The sequence below is a fragment of the Chromobacterium alkanivorans genome (assembly GCF_016937655.1).
Taxonomy (GTDB): Bacteria; Pseudomonadota; Gammaproteobacteria; order Burkholderiales; family Chromobacteriaceae; genus Chromobacterium; species Chromobacterium alkanivorans.
The window spans coordinates 397,954-415,853 of the sequence record NZ_JAFHKL010000002.1 but is presented as its reverse complement, the minus strand read 5'-3'; the positions used below and the strand labels follow the sequence as shown (position 1 = coordinate 415,853).

General features: G+C 65.7%; 17 protein-coding genes. 11 read left to right on the top strand and 6 right to left on the bottom strand.

Annotated features, from left to right (window positions below; genetic code table 11):
• Positions 1 to 19: 19 nt before the first annotated feature.
• Genes JW897_RS05490 through JW897_RS05475 form a run of 4 tightly spaced genes read right to left on the bottom strand, consistent with a single transcriptional unit; the run spans position 20 to position 3,911 of the window.
• The gene (locus JW897_RS05490; protein WP_048413955.1) at positions 20 to 877 is read right to left on the bottom strand and encodes a carbohydrate ABC transporter permease; all 858 of its coding nucleotides are present in this window, start codon (positions 875 to 877) and stop codon (positions 20 to 22) included.
• Positions 878 to 894: 17 nt separating this feature from the next.
• Entirely contained in the window at positions 895 to 1,761 is an 867-nt protein-coding gene (locus JW897_RS05485) for a carbohydrate ABC transporter permease (protein ID WP_048413954.1), read from the bottom strand.
• 10 nt (positions 1,762 to 1,771) lie between these two features.
• Complete coding sequence (locus tag JW897_RS05480; protein ID WP_048413953.1) at positions 1,772 to 3,016, bottom strand: ABC transporter substrate-binding protein; 1,245 nt, start codon at positions 3,014 to 3,016, stop codon at positions 1,772 to 1,774.
• A gap of 28 nt (positions 3,017 to 3,044) precedes the next feature.
• On the bottom strand, positions 3,045 to 3,911 hold the full coding sequence (locus JW897_RS05475; RefSeq protein WP_338030553.1) for a glucosamine kinase nucleotide-binding domain-containing protein: 867 nt from the start codon (positions 3,909 to 3,911) through the stop codon (positions 3,045 to 3,047).
• Positions 3,912 to 4,142: 231 nt separating this feature from the next.
• Between JW897_RS05475 and JW897_RS05470 the strand changes: the two genes are divergently transcribed.
• Positions 4,143 to 5,354, top strand: coding sequence for an ROK family transcriptional regulator (locus JW897_RS05470; RefSeq protein ID WP_048413952.1), 1,212 nt, complete (start codon positions 4,143 to 4,145; stop codon positions 5,352 to 5,354).
• A gap of 102 nt (positions 5,355 to 5,456) precedes the next feature.
• Positions 5,457 to 7,139: a glycoside hydrolase family 9 protein gene (locus JW897_RS05465; RefSeq protein ID WP_205465411.1), complete on the top strand. Its 1,683-nt coding sequence runs from the start codon at positions 5,457 to 5,459 to the stop codon at positions 7,137 to 7,139.
• Between the two features lie 71 nt (positions 7,140 to 7,210).
• On the opposite strand, the gene JW897_RS05460 is transcribed toward JW897_RS05465, so the two are convergent.
• A complete protein-coding gene (locus tag JW897_RS05460) occupies positions 7,211 to 8,527 on the bottom strand; it encodes a DEAD/DEAH box helicase (RefSeq protein WP_205465410.1) in 1,317 nt (438 codons plus the stop codon).
• Between the two features lie 520 nt (positions 8,528 to 9,047).
• Here JW897_RS05460 and JW897_RS05455 point away from each other — a divergent pair.
• Positions 9,048 to 10,577, top strand: a complete 1,530-nt coding sequence (locus JW897_RS05455; RefSeq protein ID WP_240352088.1) for an EAL domain-containing protein — start codon at positions 9,048 to 9,050, stop codon at positions 10,575 to 10,577.
• A 76-nt stretch (positions 10,578 to 10,653) separates the two neighbouring features.
• Positions 10,654 to 11,481 (top strand): AcrVA2 family anti-CRISPR protein, encoded by an 828-nt coding sequence (locus tag JW897_RS05450; RefSeq protein WP_205465409.1) that lies wholly within the window; start codon positions 10,654 to 10,656, stop codon positions 11,479 to 11,481.
• 125 nt (positions 11,482 to 11,606) lie between these two features.
• Here the strand turns inward: JW897_RS05450 and JW897_RS05445 are convergent, their stop codons facing one another.
• Entirely contained in the window at positions 11,607 to 12,404 is a 798-nt protein-coding gene (locus JW897_RS05445) for a response regulator (RefSeq protein ID WP_048413948.1), read from the bottom strand.
• Between the two features lie 301 nt (positions 12,405 to 12,705).
• Here JW897_RS05445 and flgB point away from each other — a divergent pair, with 301 nt between their 5' ends.
• The 7 genes from flgB to JW897_RS05410 all read left to right on the top strand — a co-directional run bounded on the left by flgB (position 12,706) and on the right by JW897_RS05410 (position 17,897).
• The gene (gene flgB, locus JW897_RS05440; RefSeq protein WP_048413947.1) at positions 12,706 to 13,119 is read left to right on the top strand and encodes a flagellar basal body rod protein FlgB; all 414 of its coding nucleotides are present in this window, start codon (positions 12,706 to 12,708) and stop codon (positions 13,117 to 13,119) included.
• Positions 13,119 to 13,529, top strand: coding sequence for a flagellar basal body rod protein FlgC (gene flgC, locus JW897_RS05435; RefSeq protein ID WP_019102824.1), 411 nt, complete (start codon positions 13,119 to 13,121; stop codon positions 13,527 to 13,529). The genes flgB and flgC overlap by 1 nt, the downstream gene beginning before the upstream one ends.
• A gap of 19 nt (positions 13,530 to 13,548) precedes the next feature.
• Positions 13,549 to 14,259 carry a flagellar hook assembly protein FlgD gene (locus JW897_RS05430; protein WP_053077327.1) on the top strand — a complete coding sequence of 237 codons (711 nt, stop codon included), beginning with the start codon at positions 13,549 to 13,551 and terminating at the stop codon, positions 14,257 to 14,259.
• 36 nt (positions 14,260 to 14,295) lie between these two features.
• Positions 14,296 to 15,540, top strand: coding sequence for a flagellar hook protein FlgE (flgE, locus tag JW897_RS05425; RefSeq protein ID WP_048413945.1), 1,245 nt, complete (start codon positions 14,296 to 14,298; stop codon positions 15,538 to 15,540).
• A 17-nt stretch (positions 15,541 to 15,557) separates the two neighbouring features.
• The gene (locus JW897_RS05420) at positions 15,558 to 16,301 is read left to right on the top strand and encodes a flagellar basal body rod protein FlgF (protein ID WP_205465408.1); all 744 of its coding nucleotides are present in this window, start codon (positions 15,558 to 15,560) and stop codon (positions 16,299 to 16,301) included.
• A gap of 71 nt (positions 16,302 to 16,372) precedes the next feature.
• Positions 16,373 to 17,155: a flagellar basal-body rod protein FlgG gene (flgG, locus tag JW897_RS05415; RefSeq protein WP_205465407.1), complete on the top strand. Its 783-nt coding sequence runs from the start codon at positions 16,373 to 16,375 to the stop codon at positions 17,153 to 17,155.
• Positions 17,156 to 17,216: 61 nt separating this feature from the next.
• A complete protein-coding gene (locus tag JW897_RS05410) occupies positions 17,217 to 17,897 on the top strand; it encodes a flagellar basal body L-ring protein FlgH (RefSeq protein WP_205465406.1) in 681 nt (226 codons plus the stop codon).
• Positions 17,898 to 17,900 lie beyond the last annotated feature (3 nt).

Sequence of the window (17,900 nt, the reverse complement as noted above, 5' to 3'; positions counted from 1 at the left end):
GCGCGCCGGCGGGACGGCCTTATTTGACAGCGCCGTCCATGCCGCGCATGAAATAGCGCTGGCAAAACAGGAAGACCAGCAGCACCGGCGCGATGGTCAGCACCGCGCCGGCGGCCACCATCCGCGTGGAGGTGGCGAAGGCGCCCTTCAGATATTGCACCCCGACGGACAGCGGGTAGAGGTCCGGGTTCTTCAGCACCACGCTGGGCCAGACATAGCCGTTCCACGACCATACCAGGGTGAAAATGGCCAGGGTGGCCAGATAGGGCCGGCTCAGCGGCAGGCAGATGCGCCAGAACAGCTGCCAGTCGTCGGCGCCGTCCATGCGCGCGGCGGCGACGATTTCCTCGGGAATCTCCTCGAAGGCGTGCTTCATCAGGAAGATGCCGAAAGCGCCGGCCAGCGTCGGCAGCGCCACCCCGACGCGGCTGTCGTCCAGACCCAGCCAGGACAGGGTCACGTAGTTGCTGAGCACATTGGTTTCGCTGGGCAGCAGCAGGGTGGCGATGATGGCGTAAAACACCCACTGCCGGCCGCGAAAGCGCAACTGCGCCAGCGCGAAGCCGGCGCAGCTGGAAACCAGCAAGGTGCCGGCGGTGGTCAGGCCGGAAATCAAGACCGAATTCCATAAAAACCGCCCCATCGGGATCTGGTTCCAGACCTCGCGAAAGTGGGCCAGCGACAAGGGGTCCGGCAGGCGGGGCGGGAAGTCGAACACCTGCTCGCCGTCGCCCAGCGCAATCATCAGCGTCCACCAAAACGGATAGCAGGCGGCGCAGGCCAGCGCCAGCAACAGCAGATAGTCCGGCAGGCGCCGCAGCGCGCGCGAACGGGTTCGCCGGGCGGGGCGGGCAAGCAGGCTTGGGGCGGCGGTCATGGCGGGCGTCCTGGAAGCTAGCGGTGGGCGGGGCGCAGCAGGCGGAAGTTGAGGCCGGCCAGCAACAAGCACACAAGGGTCAACAACAGGCCGGCGGCGGCGCCGCGGCCGAAGTCCAGCTGATCGAAGCCCTGATGGAACATGTAATACAACACGGTGTAGGTGGAGTTCAGCGGGCCGCCGCGGGTCATCACCAGCACTTCCTCGAAGGCTTTCAAGGCGTCCAGCGTGGAAATCAGGCTGCAGAACAGGATGGTGGGCTTCAGCATCGGCAGGGTGATGCGCCAGAAGCGCTGCCAGGCGTTGGCGCCGTCCAGCAGCGCCGCCTCCTGCATTTCCGCCGGGATCGCCTGCAGGCCGGCCAGGTAGAGCACCATGTAGTAGCCGACGCCGCGCCAGAAGGTGACGAACATCACCGAAAACAGCGCGATGTCCTCGTCGCTGAGAAAGCCGATCTCCTGATGAGCGGCCAATAGCCGCAGCCAGCGCAGCGCGCTGTTGAACACGCCGTAGTCGGCGTACATCCAGTTCCAGATGATGCCGACCACGGCGACGGTGGTGATCACCGGCAGGTAGAGGGCGGCGCGGAACAGCTTGACGCCGCGCAGCGGCCGGTTGGCGAGCAGGGCCAGCGCGATGGCGACCAGCTGGATCGCCGGCACCACCAGCAGATAGAGCAGGGAATTGCGCAGTGCGCGCCAGAACACCTCGTCCTGCAGCAGATAATCGAAATTCTCCAGGCCCACCCACTGCGGCGGCGACAGCAGGTCGTAGCGGGTGAAGGCCAGATAGGCGCCGAACAACAGCGGCCAGAAGGTGAACGCCGCCATCAGCAGCAGGGCCGGGGCCAGAAACAGCCAGGCGTTGCGGGCGCTGGATTTCATCGCCGCGCGCTTATTTCAGCTGCCGGTTCCAGAACGCGACCGCTTCGTCCAGCGCCAGCTGAGCGTCCTTGCGGCCAGTGACCGCGGCCTCCACGCTGTCCACCAGCTTCTTCTTCAGGTCCGCCAGCCGCGGCACGCCGCCGAGGCTGAAGGTGCGGATGTCCGGCGCCGCCTTGGCTCCCTGGGCGCGGGCGACGTCCACCAGGCTGCCGCCGGCCTGAGTGAAGTAAGGGTCGCGCAGCGCGGCGCGGGTGGACGGGAAGGTGGCGCCGGTCACCTTGGAGAAGGCCAGTTGCTGCGCGTCGCTGGTCAGAAAGCGGGCGAACTTGATCGCTTCGGCTTGAGTGGCCGCGGGCAGGCCCTTGGACACCGCCCAGCCGAACTGATAGCCGCCCTGGACCACGCCGGTGGGCCCCAAGGGCGCCGGCTGCACCCGGCTGACCGCGAACACGGCGCGCGCGTCGGTCTGGGTGCGGCGCACCGCGGTGGGCGCGGTTTCCATCATCGCCAGCCGGCCGCTGTTGTAGAGCTTGACGCTGGCCTGGTAGTTGTCGTCGGCGAACAGGTTTTCCTTGGCCAGCGCGCCGGCCTTGTAGGCGTCGGCGTACTGGCGCAGCAAGGCCACGTGCGCCGGGCCGTTGAAGACCGCCTTGCCGTTTTGCAGCAAGGGCAGGCCGCGCCCCAGCATGATGCCGTCGATTTGTCCCAGCTGCGGCAGCAGGCCGGGCACGCCGGTCTTGGCGCGGATGGCCTTGGCCGCGGCCAGCTGTTGTTCCAGGCTGTCCAGTTTGCGCGCCGGATCCAGTCCGGCCTTGCGGAACAGCTCGCCGTTTAGCACCAGCACATTGACGTTGTTGTACCAGGGGTAGGCGTAGAGCTTGCCGCCCACGCTGAGATCGGCCAGCGCATTGGGCAGATAGCCGGCCTTGTCGGCCGGCAAGGAGGCGTCCAGCGGCAGGAGGGCGCCTTTTTGCGCGTATTTGTACAGCCGCGGCACATCGTGGTTGATCAGCGCAGGCGGCCGGCCGGCGGCGATGGCGGCGTTGAGCTTGGTTTCGAAGCCCTCGTTGAACACATCCACCCAGCGCAGCTCGACATTGGGGTTTTGCGCCTCGTACTGCTTCTTCGCGGCGGCGAAGTAGGCGTCGAACTGCGGCTTGAGCGAATCGGTCCAGTATTCGACCACGATTTTGTCGGCGCGGGCCGGGCCGGCCAGGGCCAGCAAGCCGGCGAGCAGCAGCGGGGAGAGACGCATGGAGAATCCTTTGCGGTGAGGGGGAGAGTCAGGAGGCCAGCAGGAGCAGCGCGCCGGCGCAGGCGTCGCCGCGCGGCGCGCTGAGACGGGCGGCGAATTCCGGCGGCAGCCAATCGCGCAGCGCCTGGCCAAGGCCGCCGCACAGGGCGGTCGGCAAGCCCTCGTCCGGGTCCAGCGCCTTGGCGATGGACCAGGCGTCGCGGCCGGCCTGGCGCAGCAGCTCGGCGGCCAGCGAGTCGCGACGGCCGTTGGCCACCACCAGCGGCGCCAGCTGCGCGAACAGCGTCGGCGTGGCGCGGCCGTTCCAGGCCATCATCGCCTGCCAGTCGCCGCCGACATGCTTCAGCACCGCCCGCGTCAGCGGCGTGGCGGCCAGGCGGCCGTCCAGCGCCATCTGCGCGTATTGGGCGGCGCGCTGGCCCAGCCAGGCGCCGCTGGCTTCGTCGCCGCTGGGATAGCCCCAGCCGCCGGCTTCGCGATGGCTGCCGTCCGGGTACAGCGCTTCGCCTATGCTGCCGGTGCCCAGCGCCACGATCACGCCGGGGAGGCCGCCGTGGGCGCCCAGCAAGGTGGTGTAGCCGTCGGTGGCCAGGCGCAGGCGGGCGTAGCCGGGGTCGGCGGCGCGGAAGGCTTCGGCCCAATCGGCGTTGTGCACGCCGGACAGGCCGAGCCCGATCGCGCACCGCGCCGGCGGGGCCGGCGGCAGGCCGGCTTGGGCGAAGGCGCTGGCGACGACTTGGTTCACGGCGCTCCAGGCCTGCGGCACGCCGCGAGACAAGGCGGAGGGGCCGCCTTCGGCGCGTGCGAGCGGGCGACCGTCGGCGTCGCTCAGGCAGACGCGGGTGCCGCTGCCGCCGCCGTCGACGCCCAGGCGGTATTCAAAAGCTTCAGTCACGATGCTGTCCTGGATCCAGTGCGGGTTTTCACGCAAAGCTCAGCAATATCATCGGCTTGCATGGATATTTCGCGATGCCATTAGAATTTTCAGAAATTCAATCATTACGATGGCATTTCGTCAAGTTGATTTATTTAATTGCGGCGATAATGCCGTCCGCTTGTCGCCGTCGCCGCAACAGGCCCGGCCGGCGCGCTTGTCCGCCCGGGGCCGGCTCGCCATACTGCCGGCATGAAATCCATTCCTGCAGGCCAGGACCCGCGCACGGTGGCGGGGACCAATCTGGAGCACGCCCGCGCGCACAACCGCCGCGCGGTGATCGAGACCATACGCCTGAACGGGCAGCTGACCCGCGCCGAAATCGCCCGCCTGACCGCGCTGACGCCGCAGACGGTGTCCAATATCGCGGCTGAGTTGCTGGACGGCGGCATGCTGTTGGCAGGCGAGCCGATGCGCGAGGGCGCGCGCGGCCAGCCGGCGATACCGCTGAGCATCAATCCCGACGGCGCCTACTCGCTGGGCATCCAGCTGGACACCCAGTCCTTGATCGCGGTGGCGGTGGACCTGGCCGGCCAATGCCGCGCGCGAGTGGAGGCGCCGGTGCGGCGACCGGATCCGCAATTGGCCCTGCCCCTGATCGAAGAGGTGGTGGGCCGGCTGCGCGCCGAATCCGGCATAGACTGGAACCGGGTGCTGGGCCTGGGCCTGGTGATGCCGGGTCCGTTCGGGGTCGAGGGCATGAGCTCGGTGGGGCCCACCACCTTGCCGGGTTGGGAGGAGGTGGACGCTGCGGCCCAGCTGGAGCGCAGGCTGGACCTGCCGGTCCTGCTGGAAAAGGACGCCACCGCGGCCGCCGTCGGCGAGCGGCTGTACGGCCGCGCCGCCGCGCTGCGCAACTTCGTCTATCTATTCATCGGCGCCGGCCTGGGCGCTGGGCTGTTCCTGGACGGGCGGCTGTACGCCGGCGTCCGCCACAACGCGGGCGAAATCGGCCACATGATCGTGATGCCGGACGGACGGCCCTGCGATTGCGGCAACCACGGTTGTCTGGAGCGCTATGTGTCGCTGCGCGCGCTGTACGAAACGCTGGGCCTGGCCGACGACGCCGAGCTGGCGGCCCGCAGCCTGCAGCGGCCGACGCCCGAGATCTGCTACGGCATCGAGCGCTGGCTGGCCACCGCCGCGCCGCCGCTGCGCCAGGCGATCAATATCCTGGAGAGCCTGCTGGACATCGAGGCGGTAGTGATAGGCGGCTTTCTGCCGCCGGCCTTGCTGGAGCAGCTGGAGCAGCGGCTGCATCCGCTGCCGGTGTCTATCCGGCAAAGCTGCGGCCCGCGGGTGCTGCTGGGCGGCGCCGGCCGCGATACGGTGGCGCTGGGCGCGGCGGCGTTGCCCATCTTCGACGAGTTCAATCCGCAGTACGAAGTGCTGCTCAAGGCCTGATGCGGCGACTTTTTATGTCAATGGCTTGACCTGGCCGTCGCGGCGCGTAAATATTGCCCGTCATTAAGGCAAAACGATTTACTTATTAGCGGGAGCCGCGCGATGAAGATTCTGCTGAACCACATCGGTTTTGAACCGCAAGCGCCCAAGCTGGCCTTGCTGCAAGCGCCGGCCGCGGCCGCGCCGGCGGCGCTGGTCTTGCTGGATGGCGGCGGGCGGCTCGCGGCCGAAATTCCTTTGCGGCCGCAGGGCATGGCGGAGGGGTGGCCGGAATGGCATTACTGGCAGGCCGATTTCAGCGACTGGACGCGGCCGGATCGATACCGACTGTGGCTGCGGGACAGCGCGCCGCCGGTGATCAGTCACGAGTTCGAGGTGGGGCCGGATTGCCTGGGCGGCCAGATGTTGTCCGATCTGCTGCATTACTTCAAGTCGCAGCGTTGCACCGGTCTTTACGACCAGGCCGACCGCGCGGCGCCGGAGTGGGGCGAAGAGACGCGGCGGGACGTGCGCGGAGGCTGGTTCGACGCTTCCGGCGACTGCTCGAAATACCTGTCCCATCTGTCTTACGCCAACTTCATGAATCCCCAGCAGACGCCATTGCTGGCCTGGGGCCTGATGGCGGGGCGAGCCGCCTTGCCGCCGCAGCCGCGCTGGTTCGACGAGCGCATGGTGGACGAGGCCTTGCACGGCGCCGATTTTCTATTGCGGATGCAGCACCCGTCCGGCTTCTTCTACATGACGCTGTTCGATGGCTGGAGCAAGGCGCCGGAACAGCGAGAACTGTGCGCCTACTCCACCCAGCGCGGGCTCAAGTCTTCCGGTTTTCAAGCCGGTTTTCGCCAAGGCGGCGGTCTGGCGATCGCCGCGCTGGCGCGCGCGGCGGAGTTGCCGCGCGACGGCGAATTCGGCCGCGGCGAGTATCTGGCCGCCGCGCGGCGCGGCTTCGCCCATCTGCAGCAGTACAACGCGCGTTACCTGGACGACGGTTGCGAAAATTTCATCGACGATTATTGCGCGCTGCTGGCCGCCTGCGAGCTGTACGCCGCCAGCGGCGAGCCGGTGTTCGCCGACGCCGCCGACCGGCGCGCGCGGCGGATGCTGGCGCAGCAGGACGAGGCCGGCCGCTTCTGGATGGACGCGGAGCGCCGGCGCAGCTTCTTTCACGGCGTCGACGCCGGCTTGCCTTATCTGGCCTTGCTGCGTTTCGCCGCGGTATTGCCGGCTTCGCCGCTGGCGGACGCCGCGCGACGGGCGGTCCGGCGCGGGCTGGATGCGGAGATGGCGCTGACGGCGGCGGCGGGCAACCCTTTCGCCTATCCGCGGCAGTGGGTGGCCCGCGACGGCGAGGAGGGCGCGGCGCGCTTTTTCATGCCGCAAGCCAATGAGAGCGCTTATTGGTGGCAGGGGGAGAACGCGCGGCTGGGGGGCTTGGCCGCGGCGGGCTGCGCTTTGGCGGAGCATGAGGAGGGCGCGGCGCGCGAAGCGCTGCTGAAGTACGCGCAGGGCGCGCTGGACTGGATTCTGGGGCGCAACCCCTTCGACGTCTGCATGCTGCAGGGCTGGGGGCGCAACAATCCGCGTTACGAGCCCGGCTATTACAACGCCTGCGGCGGAGTCTGCAACGGGATCACCGCCGCGCCGGGGGCGGACGACGGCGTTGCCTTTCTGAGCCCGGAACAGACCGATATCAGCCAGTCCTGGCGCTGGACCGAGCAGTGGCTGCCGCACGGCGCCTGGCTGTTCCTGGCCTTGGCCTTGCGCGGACGGGCGAGCCGCGCTTGAAATGCGAAACGCCATCGGCGAGCCGATGGCGTTCTGTTTCAGCGGCCCCCGCTGCCGGGGGCGTCTGAGATTTACTGCTGTTGGGTGCTGCGCGGACCGCGGTTGCCCTGATAGCCGCCTTCGCGACGCTGGCCCTGGTAACCGCCTTCGCGACGATTGCCGTAGCCGCCGCGGCCGCCGCTGCCCGGACGACGATCGCCGTAGCCGCCTTTGCCGTTGTTGTTGCGGCGCGGGCCTTTCGGCGGGCGACGGGTCGGTTCCATGCCTTCGATCACGCCTTCGGTGATCTGACGCTTCAGATACTGCTCGATGCGGCGCACTTTGTGGAATTCCTTGGACTCCGCCAGGGTGATGGCGGTGCCGTCGCGACCGGCGCGGCCGGTGCGGCCGATGCGGTGCACGTAGTCTTCAGCCTGCTTCGGCAGGTCGAAGTTCACCACGTGGGTGATGGTCGGCACGTCGATGCCGCGGGCGGCCACGTCGGTGGCCACCAGGATTTTGATGCGGCCGCGACGCAGGTCGTTCAGCGTGCGGTTGCGCCAGCTTTGCGGCATGTCGCCGTGCAGGCAGGCTGCGGAGTAGCCCTGGTCGGACAGCTTGTCGGCCAGTTCTTCGGAGTAGGCCTTGGTGGCGGAGAAAATCACGCACTGGTCAAAGCCGGACTCTTTCAGGATGTGATCCAGCAGACGATGCTTGTGGTTCAGGTCGTCCGCGTACAGCAGGTGCTCTTCGATGGTGCCGCCCGAAGTTTCGGTGCGGGCGATCTCGATGCGCTGCGGATCGCGGGTCATCTTCTCGGCCATGCGGCCCACGGTGCCGTCCAGCGTGGCGGAGAACAGCACGGTCTGACGGGTTTCCGGAGTGGCTTTGACGATGGTTTCGATGTCTTCGATGAAACCCATGTCCAGCATGCGGTCGGCTTCATCCAGCACCAGCATTTCCAGGCGGGAGAAGTCGATGCGGCCGGAGCGCATGTGGTCCATCAGACGGCCCGGGGTGGCCACGATCAGGTCTACCGGACGCGACAGCGCGCGGGTTTGGTAGCCGAAGGAGGAGCCGCCCACCAGACAGACGGTTTTCATCCAGCGCAGATCCTTGCCGTATTCCAGCGCGTTCTTTTCAACTTGCTGAGCCAGTTCGCGGGTCGGGCACAATACCAGTACGCGCGGGCCCTGGCCTTTGCCGGTGGAACGCTCGGACAGCTTGGTCAGCGCCGGCAGCAGGAAGGCGGCGGTCTTGCCGCTACCGGTTTGGGCGGAAACCAGCAGGTCGCGGCCAGCGATGGCGGCGGGCACGGCTTGGGCCTGTACTTCGGTAGGGGAGGAATAGCCGGCGGCTTCCAGAGCGCGCAGGATGGTCGGGGCGATGCCCAGATCGGAAAAATGCATGATGTCCTTTCAAGCCGGATACTGCCGGCGTCACTTGTAGCCAGGTTGGTGGCGGTCGGTTATACGGCGCCTTTAAGCCGTAAATCATCGGCACTAACCTGACAAGCGGCGAACAGCGGTCCAGTCTGATGCGACATTATAAGCGTGGACGAAGCCTGGAAATGGTCAGGGACGATGAAGCAATCTCACTCGGGCTGAGGCGTGGTTTGGAATGCCCGGTGGAAACACAAGAGGCCGGACTATACGGTAAATCAGACGGGTTTACAACTGTTTTTTCAAAACATGCCGGCTAAGTATTTGATTGTTTGCCGCTTGCGGCGGCGATTTTCCAAAACAACTGTCGCGGACCCAGGGCGTAGCCCATGGACTCGGCTTTCGTCGCGCGGCGTCGGCTTGTGGAGATTTGCGCGCTTCTAACTACACTTCAACGATGACGGGCCATGCGTGAAACCTTCGTTGAGGGCAGGCAATGAGTGGAAAAAACAGATTCGCAAGCACGGACCGGGCTCATTCCTGGTTGATGTCCTGCTCCCCTGGCGCGGCCTATGCCGTTTGCGTCGGTTTGGCCCTGGCCTTGGCGCTGGGCCTGGCGCTGGCGCTGACCGCGTGGCGGATGCAGTCGCTGGCCGGGGAAAAGGCCGAGCTGGTCGCCGGACAACTGACCTGGCAATTGTCGCCGGCTTTCGCCGCGCTGACGCGGCTGGACACGCTGCCGCCGCCGGAGCCGGATTGCCGAGCCCAGACCCAGGCTTTGGCGGAATTGGTTCAGCGCACGTCGCTGGTGCGCTTCGCCCAGGCGCGCGGCGCCGGCGGCGCGCTGTGCGCGTCGCGTCGCGGCGTGCCGGCGGAGGCGGGCGGGCTGGAAAGCGGGGCGAGCCTGTTGCCCGCCGGCAACGGCCAGCTGCTGCCGGGCTTGCGGCTGGCGCACTCCGCTGGGGTGCTGGAGTTGGACGCCGGGCCGCTGGTGGCGCAACTGGCCCTGGCCGAGCGCGAAGGCGTGAAAGTGAGCCTGCTGGCGGGCGGGCGGGCGCTGGCCGCCAACGGCGAAGTCAGGGATCAAGGCGCGGACGCGGCCGGCGAGGTGGCCTGGGTGCCGTCCGCGCCGGCGCGCATCGGCGTGCTGGCGGCGCCGCAGTGGGCGGCGGCGCCCTTGCTGGCGCTGAAGACTCAATGGCTGGCCTTGTTGTTGGCGGCGGGCTTGGGCTGCGGCGTCGCCTGGGGCGCGCGTCGCGGTTCCGGCGGGCGCAAGGCGACGGGTTGGGAGATCTCCGAGGGGATTCGGCAAAAAGAGTTTTTCGCTCACTACCAGCCCATCGTCACCGCGGCCAGCGGCGAATGCGTCGGGGTGGAGGTGCTGGCGCGCTGGCGGCACCCGGTGCAAGGCAATGTGCGCTCAGAGCTGTTCATCCAGACTGCGATCGAGGCCGGTTTGATCGTGTCGCTGACGCGCTACATGCTGAGGCGGGTGGCCGAGGAGCTGAAGCAGATCGTGCTGCCTCCCGGCTTCATGGTCGGGGTCAATATCTCCACCGAGCATCTGGCTTTGCCCGAGCTGCTGGAAGATTGCCGTCCGCTGGTCAATCTATTGCGCGAAAAGCAGGCGCAACTGGTGCTGGAGGTGTCGGAGCGAGCGCCGCTGCAGGAGGCGTCCGGCGCGCAGAAAGTGATCAACGGCTTGCGGCAGATGGGGGTGAGGCTGGCGCTGGACGACTTCGGCGCGGGCTATGCCGACAAGACCTATCTGAGCCGCTGGGGCTTCGACTATCTGAAGGTTGAGAAGGGCTATGTGTCGGCCTTGGGTCAGGACAGCCTGAAGGGCAATATTCTGGACGGCCTGCTCTTGTCCTCCAACGAGATGGGGGTGCAGGTGATCGTGAAAGGGGTGGAGACCCAGGGTCAGCAAAGCTATTTGAATGTGAAGGGCTTCGAGTATTTGCAGGGCTTTTATTTCGGCAAGCCGATGACCTTGAATCATTTCCGGCAGTGGCTGTATTCCGGCATCGCCGAAAGCCGGGTCCGCCCCTCCGGCAAGAGGGAGGGCGGCGGCTGAAGCCGGATCGCAGCTTGGGGCCGCGGGGGCGCTTTGTTACAATGCGCCCTTTTTTGTTTCAGGAAAGGGGTAGGGAATGATGTATGCCGTGCAGCGTTATGCGGCCTCCCGTCCTTGGGCCAAGCGCGTCAGCCAGCTGTATGTCCAGGCTTTGCAGCCGTCCGCGGCGCGCAAGGAAATGAAGGAAGTGATCAAGCGCGAACTGGAGCGCGCCGCCCAGGTGTTCGCCGTGGAGCAGCGGACCATAGTCGCCGAATTGGCCTTGGCCGAGTCCTGGGGCTGTTTCGCCCGCCATGGCCGCGTGATTTCCCATCTGGACGACGGTCTGGCGCAGGCTCTGGCCCACACCCGGCTGCCCTCGCAGTTGCCGGACACGCTGAGTTTGCCGGCCGACGCCTTCTTTCTGCACGTGCCGGGCGGCGGCGGGGCCTTCGTCTCGCATCAGCCGGAGCGCAGGGCCTTGCTGCTGACGCTGGTGGAAGAGGGGTTTTCGCGCGACGCCGCGCAATGGCTGCATGAGTCCGACGGGGTGGAGGCCTTGCTGGTCACGTATCCGGGCGAGCTGGCGCCGCAGATCGAGGCGGTGGCGGAGCGTTGGCAGGCCTTGCTGGCCTCGGTGCTCAACGGCCTGGCGATGATGACCCAGCCCAAGCTGGAACGAGAGCTGGCTTGGCAGCAGGGCGCGCCGCAACCTTGGGTGGAACAGGCTTGCGCGCCGACTTGCGCCAAGACCCGTCAGCGCGGCCGCAGCCAATTGCTGAAGGCGGGCTTCAGTGAGGTGAACTTCTGCCGCATCTCCGAACTGGACGCCGCGCGGGCTTACGCGACCCAGGGGTACTGGCGGCGGCAGGCGTTTGGTGAAGCCAAGGCGAATTCGCGCCTGGTGTGGGTGGCGCCCAAATAAGCGGGAAGGGCCGCTCAGCGTCTGTTCAAGGTCTTGCGAGCCAGGGCGAGACAGGGCGAAAACTGCTGAGAAAGCGGAATGCGCGCGTTGCGCCCCGCAAGGCGCAGCGGACTTTGAGCGGATTCTCAGTATTCCTGCAGCAGTTCGCGGATGGTATCTCTGAGCTTGTTGGTGGAGAAGGGCTTGTCGCAGCAGGCCGAGACGCCGGCCGCTTCCACCTCGGCCAGCCGGTCGTGGTCGGTCTCGCTGGTGATCATCAGGATGGGAGTGCGCCCCTGGGCGCTGTTCTGGCGGATGTGGCGCGCCAGTTCGCAGCCGTCCATGCCGGGCATGTGGTAATCGACGATGATCAGTTGAAAGCTTTCGCTCTCCAGCAGCGGCAGCGCGTCGGCGCCGCTGGCGGCCTCGGTGAAGTGTTCGAAGCCCAGGCGTTCCAGCACGGCGCGAACGTGGCGGCGCGAGGTCTGGCTGTCGTCCACGATCAACACCTGGACGTTGGCCAGATCGGTGTCCACCTCCATGGCCAGGCTCTCGGTGTTGATGAAGTCCAGCGCGTTGGCCAGCGCCTCGTCCAGCTGGCCGCTGGTGAAGGGTTTGGGCAGGATGCCCAGGCTGCCGGCCTGGCGAATGGGCTCCAGCCGCTCCGGATTGGTTTCGCTGGAGACCAGAATGAAGGGCATGCCGCTGAGGTCGGCGCTTTCGCGCATCTGCTGCAGCAATTGTTGGCCGGTCATGTCGGGCAGATAGTAAGCGCTGATCACCAGGTCGGGGCGCGACTCGCGCGCGCGGCTGAGCAGCGCTTCGCCATTGGGGTGGGTCTCCACCTTGGAGATGCCCATCTCGCCCAGCGCCTTGCTGATGATCTGCGCCTGAACGTGAGACGGTTCCGCCAGCGAGACGATTAAATGTTGTACTTCCAGCATGCCTCTTCCCCCGCCTGTCTTCTCTATTTTCTCAAAGCCGTCCGCCGCCGTCGGCCCATGCATGAGTGTCGGCGATTCCGGACGCGTCTTCAATGGTTCTTATGTTGGTTTGGCACGAATTGCGCGGTGCGGCAAGCAAAATCTGTCGCTTCGGCCGGAGGCGGCAAATCTTGCCGCTCATTGTTGCCGTTTGGCCATCAGTGGTTGGTGGTTTGGCGGATTGCCTAGAAAAATCAATGCGCTGGCGTGTTTGATCGGCTTGGCACGCTTCCTGCTTTAACGTCGCCTCAAGGAGGCTGACATGCTAGACAAAATCGCCAAACATTTCGACTTTCAGCAGCGAGCGCTGAATTTGCGGGCTTATCGCACCGAGGTGCTGGCCAGCAATATCGCCAATGACGAAACCCCCAATTACAAAGCGGTGGATTTCGACTTCGGCAAGGCCTTGCAGGCGCAAACCGATGCGCAGGGTCGTTTGGCGATGAATCTGACCGATGCCCGCCATCTCGCCGGCGCAGGCGGCGCGGGCAACGGCGCCGCGCTGCAGTACCGCGCGGCGGTGCAGCCCAGCGTGGACGGCAACACCGTGGACATGGACGTGGAGCGCGCGGCTTTCGCCGAGAACGCGGTCCGCTTCCAGTCGACGCTGACTTTTTTGAACAAGCGGATCAGCGGCCTGAGTTCGGCGATCCAGGGCCAGGGAGGCAATAGCTGATGTCTTTGTCCAATGTGTTTTCCATTTCCGGGTCGGCGATGTCGGCGCAGTCGATGCGTCTCAGCCTGGTGGCGAGCAATATCGCCAACGCGGAAAGCTCGACCAGCTCCACCGGCGAGCCCTACAAAGGGCGCCACGCGGTGTTCACCGCGATTCCGGTGACCGCGGCGCAGCCGCAGGTGGCGGGCGTGCGCGTGACCGCGGTGGTGGAGGATCAGACCCCGCCGCGGCTCAAGTACGATCCGGGCAATCCGCTGGCCGACCAGCGCGGCTACGTGACGATGCCGAACGTGAATCCGGTGGAGGAGATGGCCGACATGATCGCCGCCTCCCGCGCCTATCAGAACAATGTCGAAATCATGAATACGGCCAAGACGCTGCAGCAGAAAGTGCTGCAGCTGGGCCAGTGAGGCGAGAGGAGTAACGGCGATGGCTAGCGCAAATCCTTATGACGTACTGAATAGTCAGACTCAGACTAATCCGAACAGCAGCGTCAACGGCAGCAAGAGCAATTCCGGCGTGGTGGGCTCCAGCGCCAGCGACATTCAGAGTACTTTTCTGAAACTGTTCGTGGCTCAGATGCGTTCCCAAGACCCGATGAACCCGATGGACAACAGCCAGATGACGGCCCAGATGGCGCAGATCAGCCAGGTGGGCGGCATTCAGCAGCTGAACCAGTCCATGCAGGCGCTGATCGGCGCGCAGGCGGCCTCCCAGTCGCTGATGGCGTCCAGCATGATAGGCAAGAAGGTGCTGGTGGCCGGCAGCGATCTGCCCAAGCCGCCTGATGGCGGCACCTCCCCGGCCGGCGTGTTGCTGAACGGCCCGGCGCAGACTGTGAAAGTCAGCGTCAAGGACGCCAACGGCAATGTGGTCCGCACCATGACCATCGACAAGCCGGTGGCCGGCGTCAATACCTTCAGCTGGGACGGCAAGAACGACAAGGGTGAAGTGGTGCCGGCCGGCAAATACAGCTTCAGCGCCGACGTGACCCAGGCCAGCGCCAACGGCAGCACCACGGCCGTGGCCTACAACACGCAGACGGTGACCGCGGTGGCCTGGGACCAGGGCGTCCCCGAGCTGGTGCTGCCGGACGGCAGCCGCGCCCAACTGGGCGACGTGGCGCAGATGACCGCCTAATCCCACCGACCTCATTCGACTTCAAGGACTGACATCATGGGCTTTCAACAAGGCTTGAGCGGCTTGAACGCCGCCTCCACCCAGCTGGACACCATCGGCAACAACGTGGCCAACGCCAATACCGTCGGCTTCAAGAGCTCGCGCACCGAGTTCGCCGACATGTACGGCAACACCTTGTACGGCATCGCCACCACCACGCCGGGCATCGGCGTCAAGGTGGCCGCGGTGACGCAGAACATGAGCAACGGCAACGTGACCACCACCGGCCGCAGCCTGGACCTGGCGATCAACAACGGCGGCTTCTTCACCGTGGCCCAGCCGGACGGCACCTTGTCCTATACCCGCAACGGCCAGTTCCAGATTAACAACCAGGGCTACGTGGTCAACAACGGCAACTTCTTGCAGGGCTGGCAGGCCGACGCCGCCGGCAACATCTCCCAGGGGCAGGTCAGCAAAATACAGCTGAACTCCAACCTGGTGTCGCCGCAAGCCACCACCAAGGCCACCCTCGGCGTCAATTTGGACTCGCGCAGCACGGTGCCGACCGTCGCGCCGCTGGATCCGACCAATTCGTCTTCCTACAACTGGTCGAACACCAATACGGTTTACGACTCGCTGGGCAACCCACACCAGGTGACCATGTACTATGTCGCCGGCGCGCCCACCGCCGCCGGCCGGACCTGGACCGCGACCGCCTATGTGGATGGCAATCCGGCCAATAACACGCCGCCCAACAGCAATAATTTTTCGCTGACCTTCAACACCTCCGGCGTGCTGACCACGCCCGGACCGTTCAACATCAACTTCACCCCCAGCCCGCTCAACGGCTCGGCGGTGCCGCAGACCGTGGCTTTCAGCTTCACCGGCTCCACCCAGGTGGGGCAGAACTTTGGCGTGACCACGCCGCCGACCATAGACGGCTCCGCGCCCGGCAACCTGAAGGGCATCAATATTTCGTCCTCCGGCATCATCCAGGCGACGTTCACCAACGGCCAGACCAAGACCATAGGCCAGGTCGCGCTGGCCAACTTCATCAATCCGCAAGGCTTGCAGTCCAAGGGCAATAATCTGTGGGCGCAGACCTACGATTCCGGCATCGCCTCCTACAATGCGCCCGGCGCCGGCAATACCGGCACCATCCAGGCCGGCGCGGTGGAGGACTCCAACGTCGACCTGACCGCGGAGCTGGTCAATATGATTACCGCGCAGCGTTATTACCAGGCCAATGCGCAGACCATCAAGACCCAGGACACCCTGGTGCAGACCCTGCTGAACATCTGATGAGCTGAGCGCGCGCGATGGATAGAATGCTTTACCTGGCGATGAACGGCGCCAAGCACGTGATGTGGCAGCAGGCCACCACCGCCAACAATCTGGCCAATGTGCACACCAACGGCTTCAAGGCCGACGTGGTGGCCTTCCGCGCCTTGCCGGTGGTGGGCGAGGGCGCGCCGACGCGGACCTATGTGGTGGACAACACCGTGGGCCACGATCTGAGCCAGGGCAGCCTGATGCACACCGGCAACATCAGCGACTTCGCCATCGGTTCCAAAGGCTTCTTCGCGGTGCAGGCGCCGGACGGCAACGAGGCCTATACCCGCGACGGCGGCTATGTGCTGGACGCCACCGGCATGATGCGCACCCGCTCCGGCCTGCCCATCATGGGCGACGGCGGTCCCATCGTGGTGCCCACCGGTTCCCGCATTCAATTGGGCGAAGACGGCTCGGTGGTGGCGATTCCGCTGTCCGGCGCGGTGCGCACCCCGCAGCTGGTCGGGCAGATCAAGATGGTCAACCCCGGCCCCAAGGACGTGTACAAGGGCGAGGACGGCCTGTTCCGCGTCAACGGCGGCGGCAACGCGGCCGCCGACGCCAATGTCAAGCTGGTGCCGGAAATGCTGGAGGCCAGCAATGTCAACTCGGTGGAAAGCCTGGTGCAGATGATCTCCCATGCCCGCCAGTACGACCTCAACGTCCGCCTGATGCAGACCGCCCAGCAGGGCGATCAGCAGGCGGCTCAGCTGTTGTCCACCAACGGCTAAACTATAATATAAGATTTCGCCGCGGCGGCTCGACAGAGGCGGCGCGGTTCTGGAGACGAGGTAAACAAGCCATGATGCGCGCACTGTACATCGCCAAGACCGGCATGGATTCCAGCCAGTTTCAACTGGACGTGGTGTCCAACAACCTGGCCAACGTCAACACCGTGGGTTTCAAGCGCAGCCGCGGCATTTTCGAGGACTTGTATTACCAGACCCTGCGCCAGCCCGGCGCGCAGCTGGCCAACGGCAACACCACGCCCACCGGCCTGCAGGTGGGCACCGGTTCGGCGGCGGTGGCCACCGCCCGCATCCACTCCCAGGGCAATATGACCCAGACCGGGCAGCCGCTGGACATGGCGATCGCCGGCGAGGGCTTCTTCCGCATCCAGCTGCCGGACGGCACCACCGCCTATACCCGCAACGGCGAGTTCAAGCGCAACTCCAACGGCGACGTGGTGAATCCGGACGGCTATCCGCTGAACCCCAATATCAATATTCCCAGTACCGCCAACCAGATTACGGTGTCCACCGCCGGCGTGGTGCAGTACTTCTTGCCCAACAACCCGGCGGCGCAAACCGCGGGCACCATCCAGCTGACCACCTTCATCAACCCGCAGGGCCTGGAGAGCGTGGGCAATAATCTGTATTTGCAGTCCGCGTCTTCCGGCGATCCGCAGGACGGCGATCCGCAGACCGATACCCGCGGCGCGGTGCGTTCCGGTTTCGTGGAGGCGTCCAACGTCAACGTCACCGAAGAGCTGGTGAACATGATCACCGCGCAGCGCGCGTTTGAAATGAACTCGCGGGCGATCACCACCGCGGACCAGATGCTGCAGAAGCTGAGCCAATTGTAATAATGTAGCGTGGCGGCCGTCGCCGATGGCCGCCGATTGAAATGAATAAACGAGGTGTTTCATGAAAGCGATGGCGATGGCGGCCTTGCTGGCCGCGTTCTTGAGCGCTTGCGTGACCCAGGAACCGCCGCTGGTGCAGCAGCCCACCAGCGCGCGGCCGCAGCCGCAGCCGGTCAGCATGCCCAGCAACGGCTCGATTTTCCAGACGGCCAGCTACCGGCCCTTGTTCCAGGACCGGATGCCGGGCTATGTCGGCGACACCCTGACGGTGAACATCCAGGAAAACTCGTCGACATCGGCGTCGGAGCAGACCACCAACACCCGCACCTCGGGCCTGAACAGCAGCATCAACGCCGGCATCAAGATTCCCTTCCTGCCCAGCGGCGCCGCCGGCGGTTTGGCCGGCGCCAATTTTGGCGGTACGGGTTCGGCCAACAATACCGGCAAGGGCGACAACAAGGTGGCCACCTCCTTCGTCAGCTCCATCACCGTCACGGTGCTGGAGGTGTTGCCCAACGGCAATCTGTCGATCAGCGGCGAGAAAGTCGTGCGCGTGAACAGCGACACTGAGTCCATCCGCCTGTCCGGCGTGGTCAACCCCCGCGACATCAGCGCGGATCGCAGCGTGTCTTCGCTCAAGGTGGCGGACGCCCGCATCGAGCAGCAGACCAAGGGCACGCACCGGCTGTACAATGAGCCGGGCTGGTTGACCAAGTTTTTCATGAGCATACTGCCGATTTAACGA

What these genes read in the sequence shown, in the direction of transcription:
- flgC (WP_019102824.1), top strand. Translation starts at nt 13,119, where the DNA reads ATGTCTTTGTCCAATGTGTTTTCCATTTCCGGGTCGGCGATGTCGGCG.
- JW897_RS05480 (WP_048413953.1), bottom strand. Translation starts at nt 3,016, where the DNA reads ATGCGTCTCTCCCCGCTGCTGCTCGCCGGCTTGCTGGCCCTGGCCGGC.
- flgE (WP_048413945.1), top strand. Translation starts at nt 14,296, where the DNA reads ATGGGCTTTCAACAAGGCTTGAGCGGCTTGAACGCCGCCTCCACCCAG.
- JW897_RS05485 (WP_048413954.1), bottom strand. Translation starts at nt 1,761, where the DNA reads ATGAAATCCAGCGCCCGCAACGCCTGGCTGTTTCTGGCCCCGGCCCTG.
- JW897_RS05410 (WP_205465406.1), top strand. Translation starts at nt 17,217, where the DNA reads ATGAAAGCGATGGCGATGGCGGCCTTGCTGGCCGCGTTCTTGAGCGCT.
- JW897_RS05460 (WP_205465410.1), bottom strand. Translation starts at nt 8,527, where the DNA reads ATGCATTTTTCCGATCTGGGCATCGCCCCGACCATCCTGCGCGCTCTG.
- JW897_RS05465 (WP_205465411.1), top strand. Translation starts at nt 5,457, where the DNA reads ATGAAGATTCTGCTGAACCACATCGGTTTTGAACCGCAAGCGCCCAAG.
- JW897_RS05450 (WP_205465409.1), top strand. Translation starts at nt 10,654, where the DNA reads ATGATGTATGCCGTGCAGCGTTATGCGGCCTCCCGTCCTTGGGCCAAG.
- JW897_RS05430 (WP_053077327.1), top strand. Translation starts at nt 13,549, where the DNA reads ATGGCTAGCGCAAATCCTTATGACGTACTGAATAGTCAGACTCAGACT.
- JW897_RS05445 (WP_048413948.1), bottom strand. Translation starts at nt 12,404, where the DNA reads ATGCTGGAAGTACAACATTTAATCGTCTCGCTGGCGGAACCGTCTCAC.
- JW897_RS05455 (WP_240352088.1), top strand. Translation starts at nt 9,048, where the DNA reads ATGTCCTGCTCCCCTGGCGCGGCCTATGCCGTTTGCGTCGGTTTGGCC.
- JW897_RS05420 (WP_205465408.1), top strand. Translation starts at nt 15,558, where the DNA reads ATGGATAGAATGCTTTACCTGGCGATGAACGGCGCCAAGCACGTGATG.
- JW897_RS05490 (WP_048413955.1), bottom strand. Translation starts at nt 877, where the DNA reads ATGACCGCCGCCCCAAGCCTGCTTGCCCGCCCCGCCCGGCGAACCCGT.
- JW897_RS05470 (WP_048413952.1), top strand. Translation starts at nt 4,143, where the DNA reads ATGAAATCCATTCCTGCAGGCCAGGACCCGCGCACGGTGGCGGGGACC.
- flgB (WP_048413947.1), top strand. Translation starts at nt 12,706, where the DNA reads ATGCTAGACAAAATCGCCAAACATTTCGACTTTCAGCAGCGAGCGCTG.
- flgG (WP_205465407.1), top strand. Translation starts at nt 16,373, where the DNA reads ATGATGCGCGCACTGTACATCGCCAAGACCGGCATGGATTCCAGCCAG.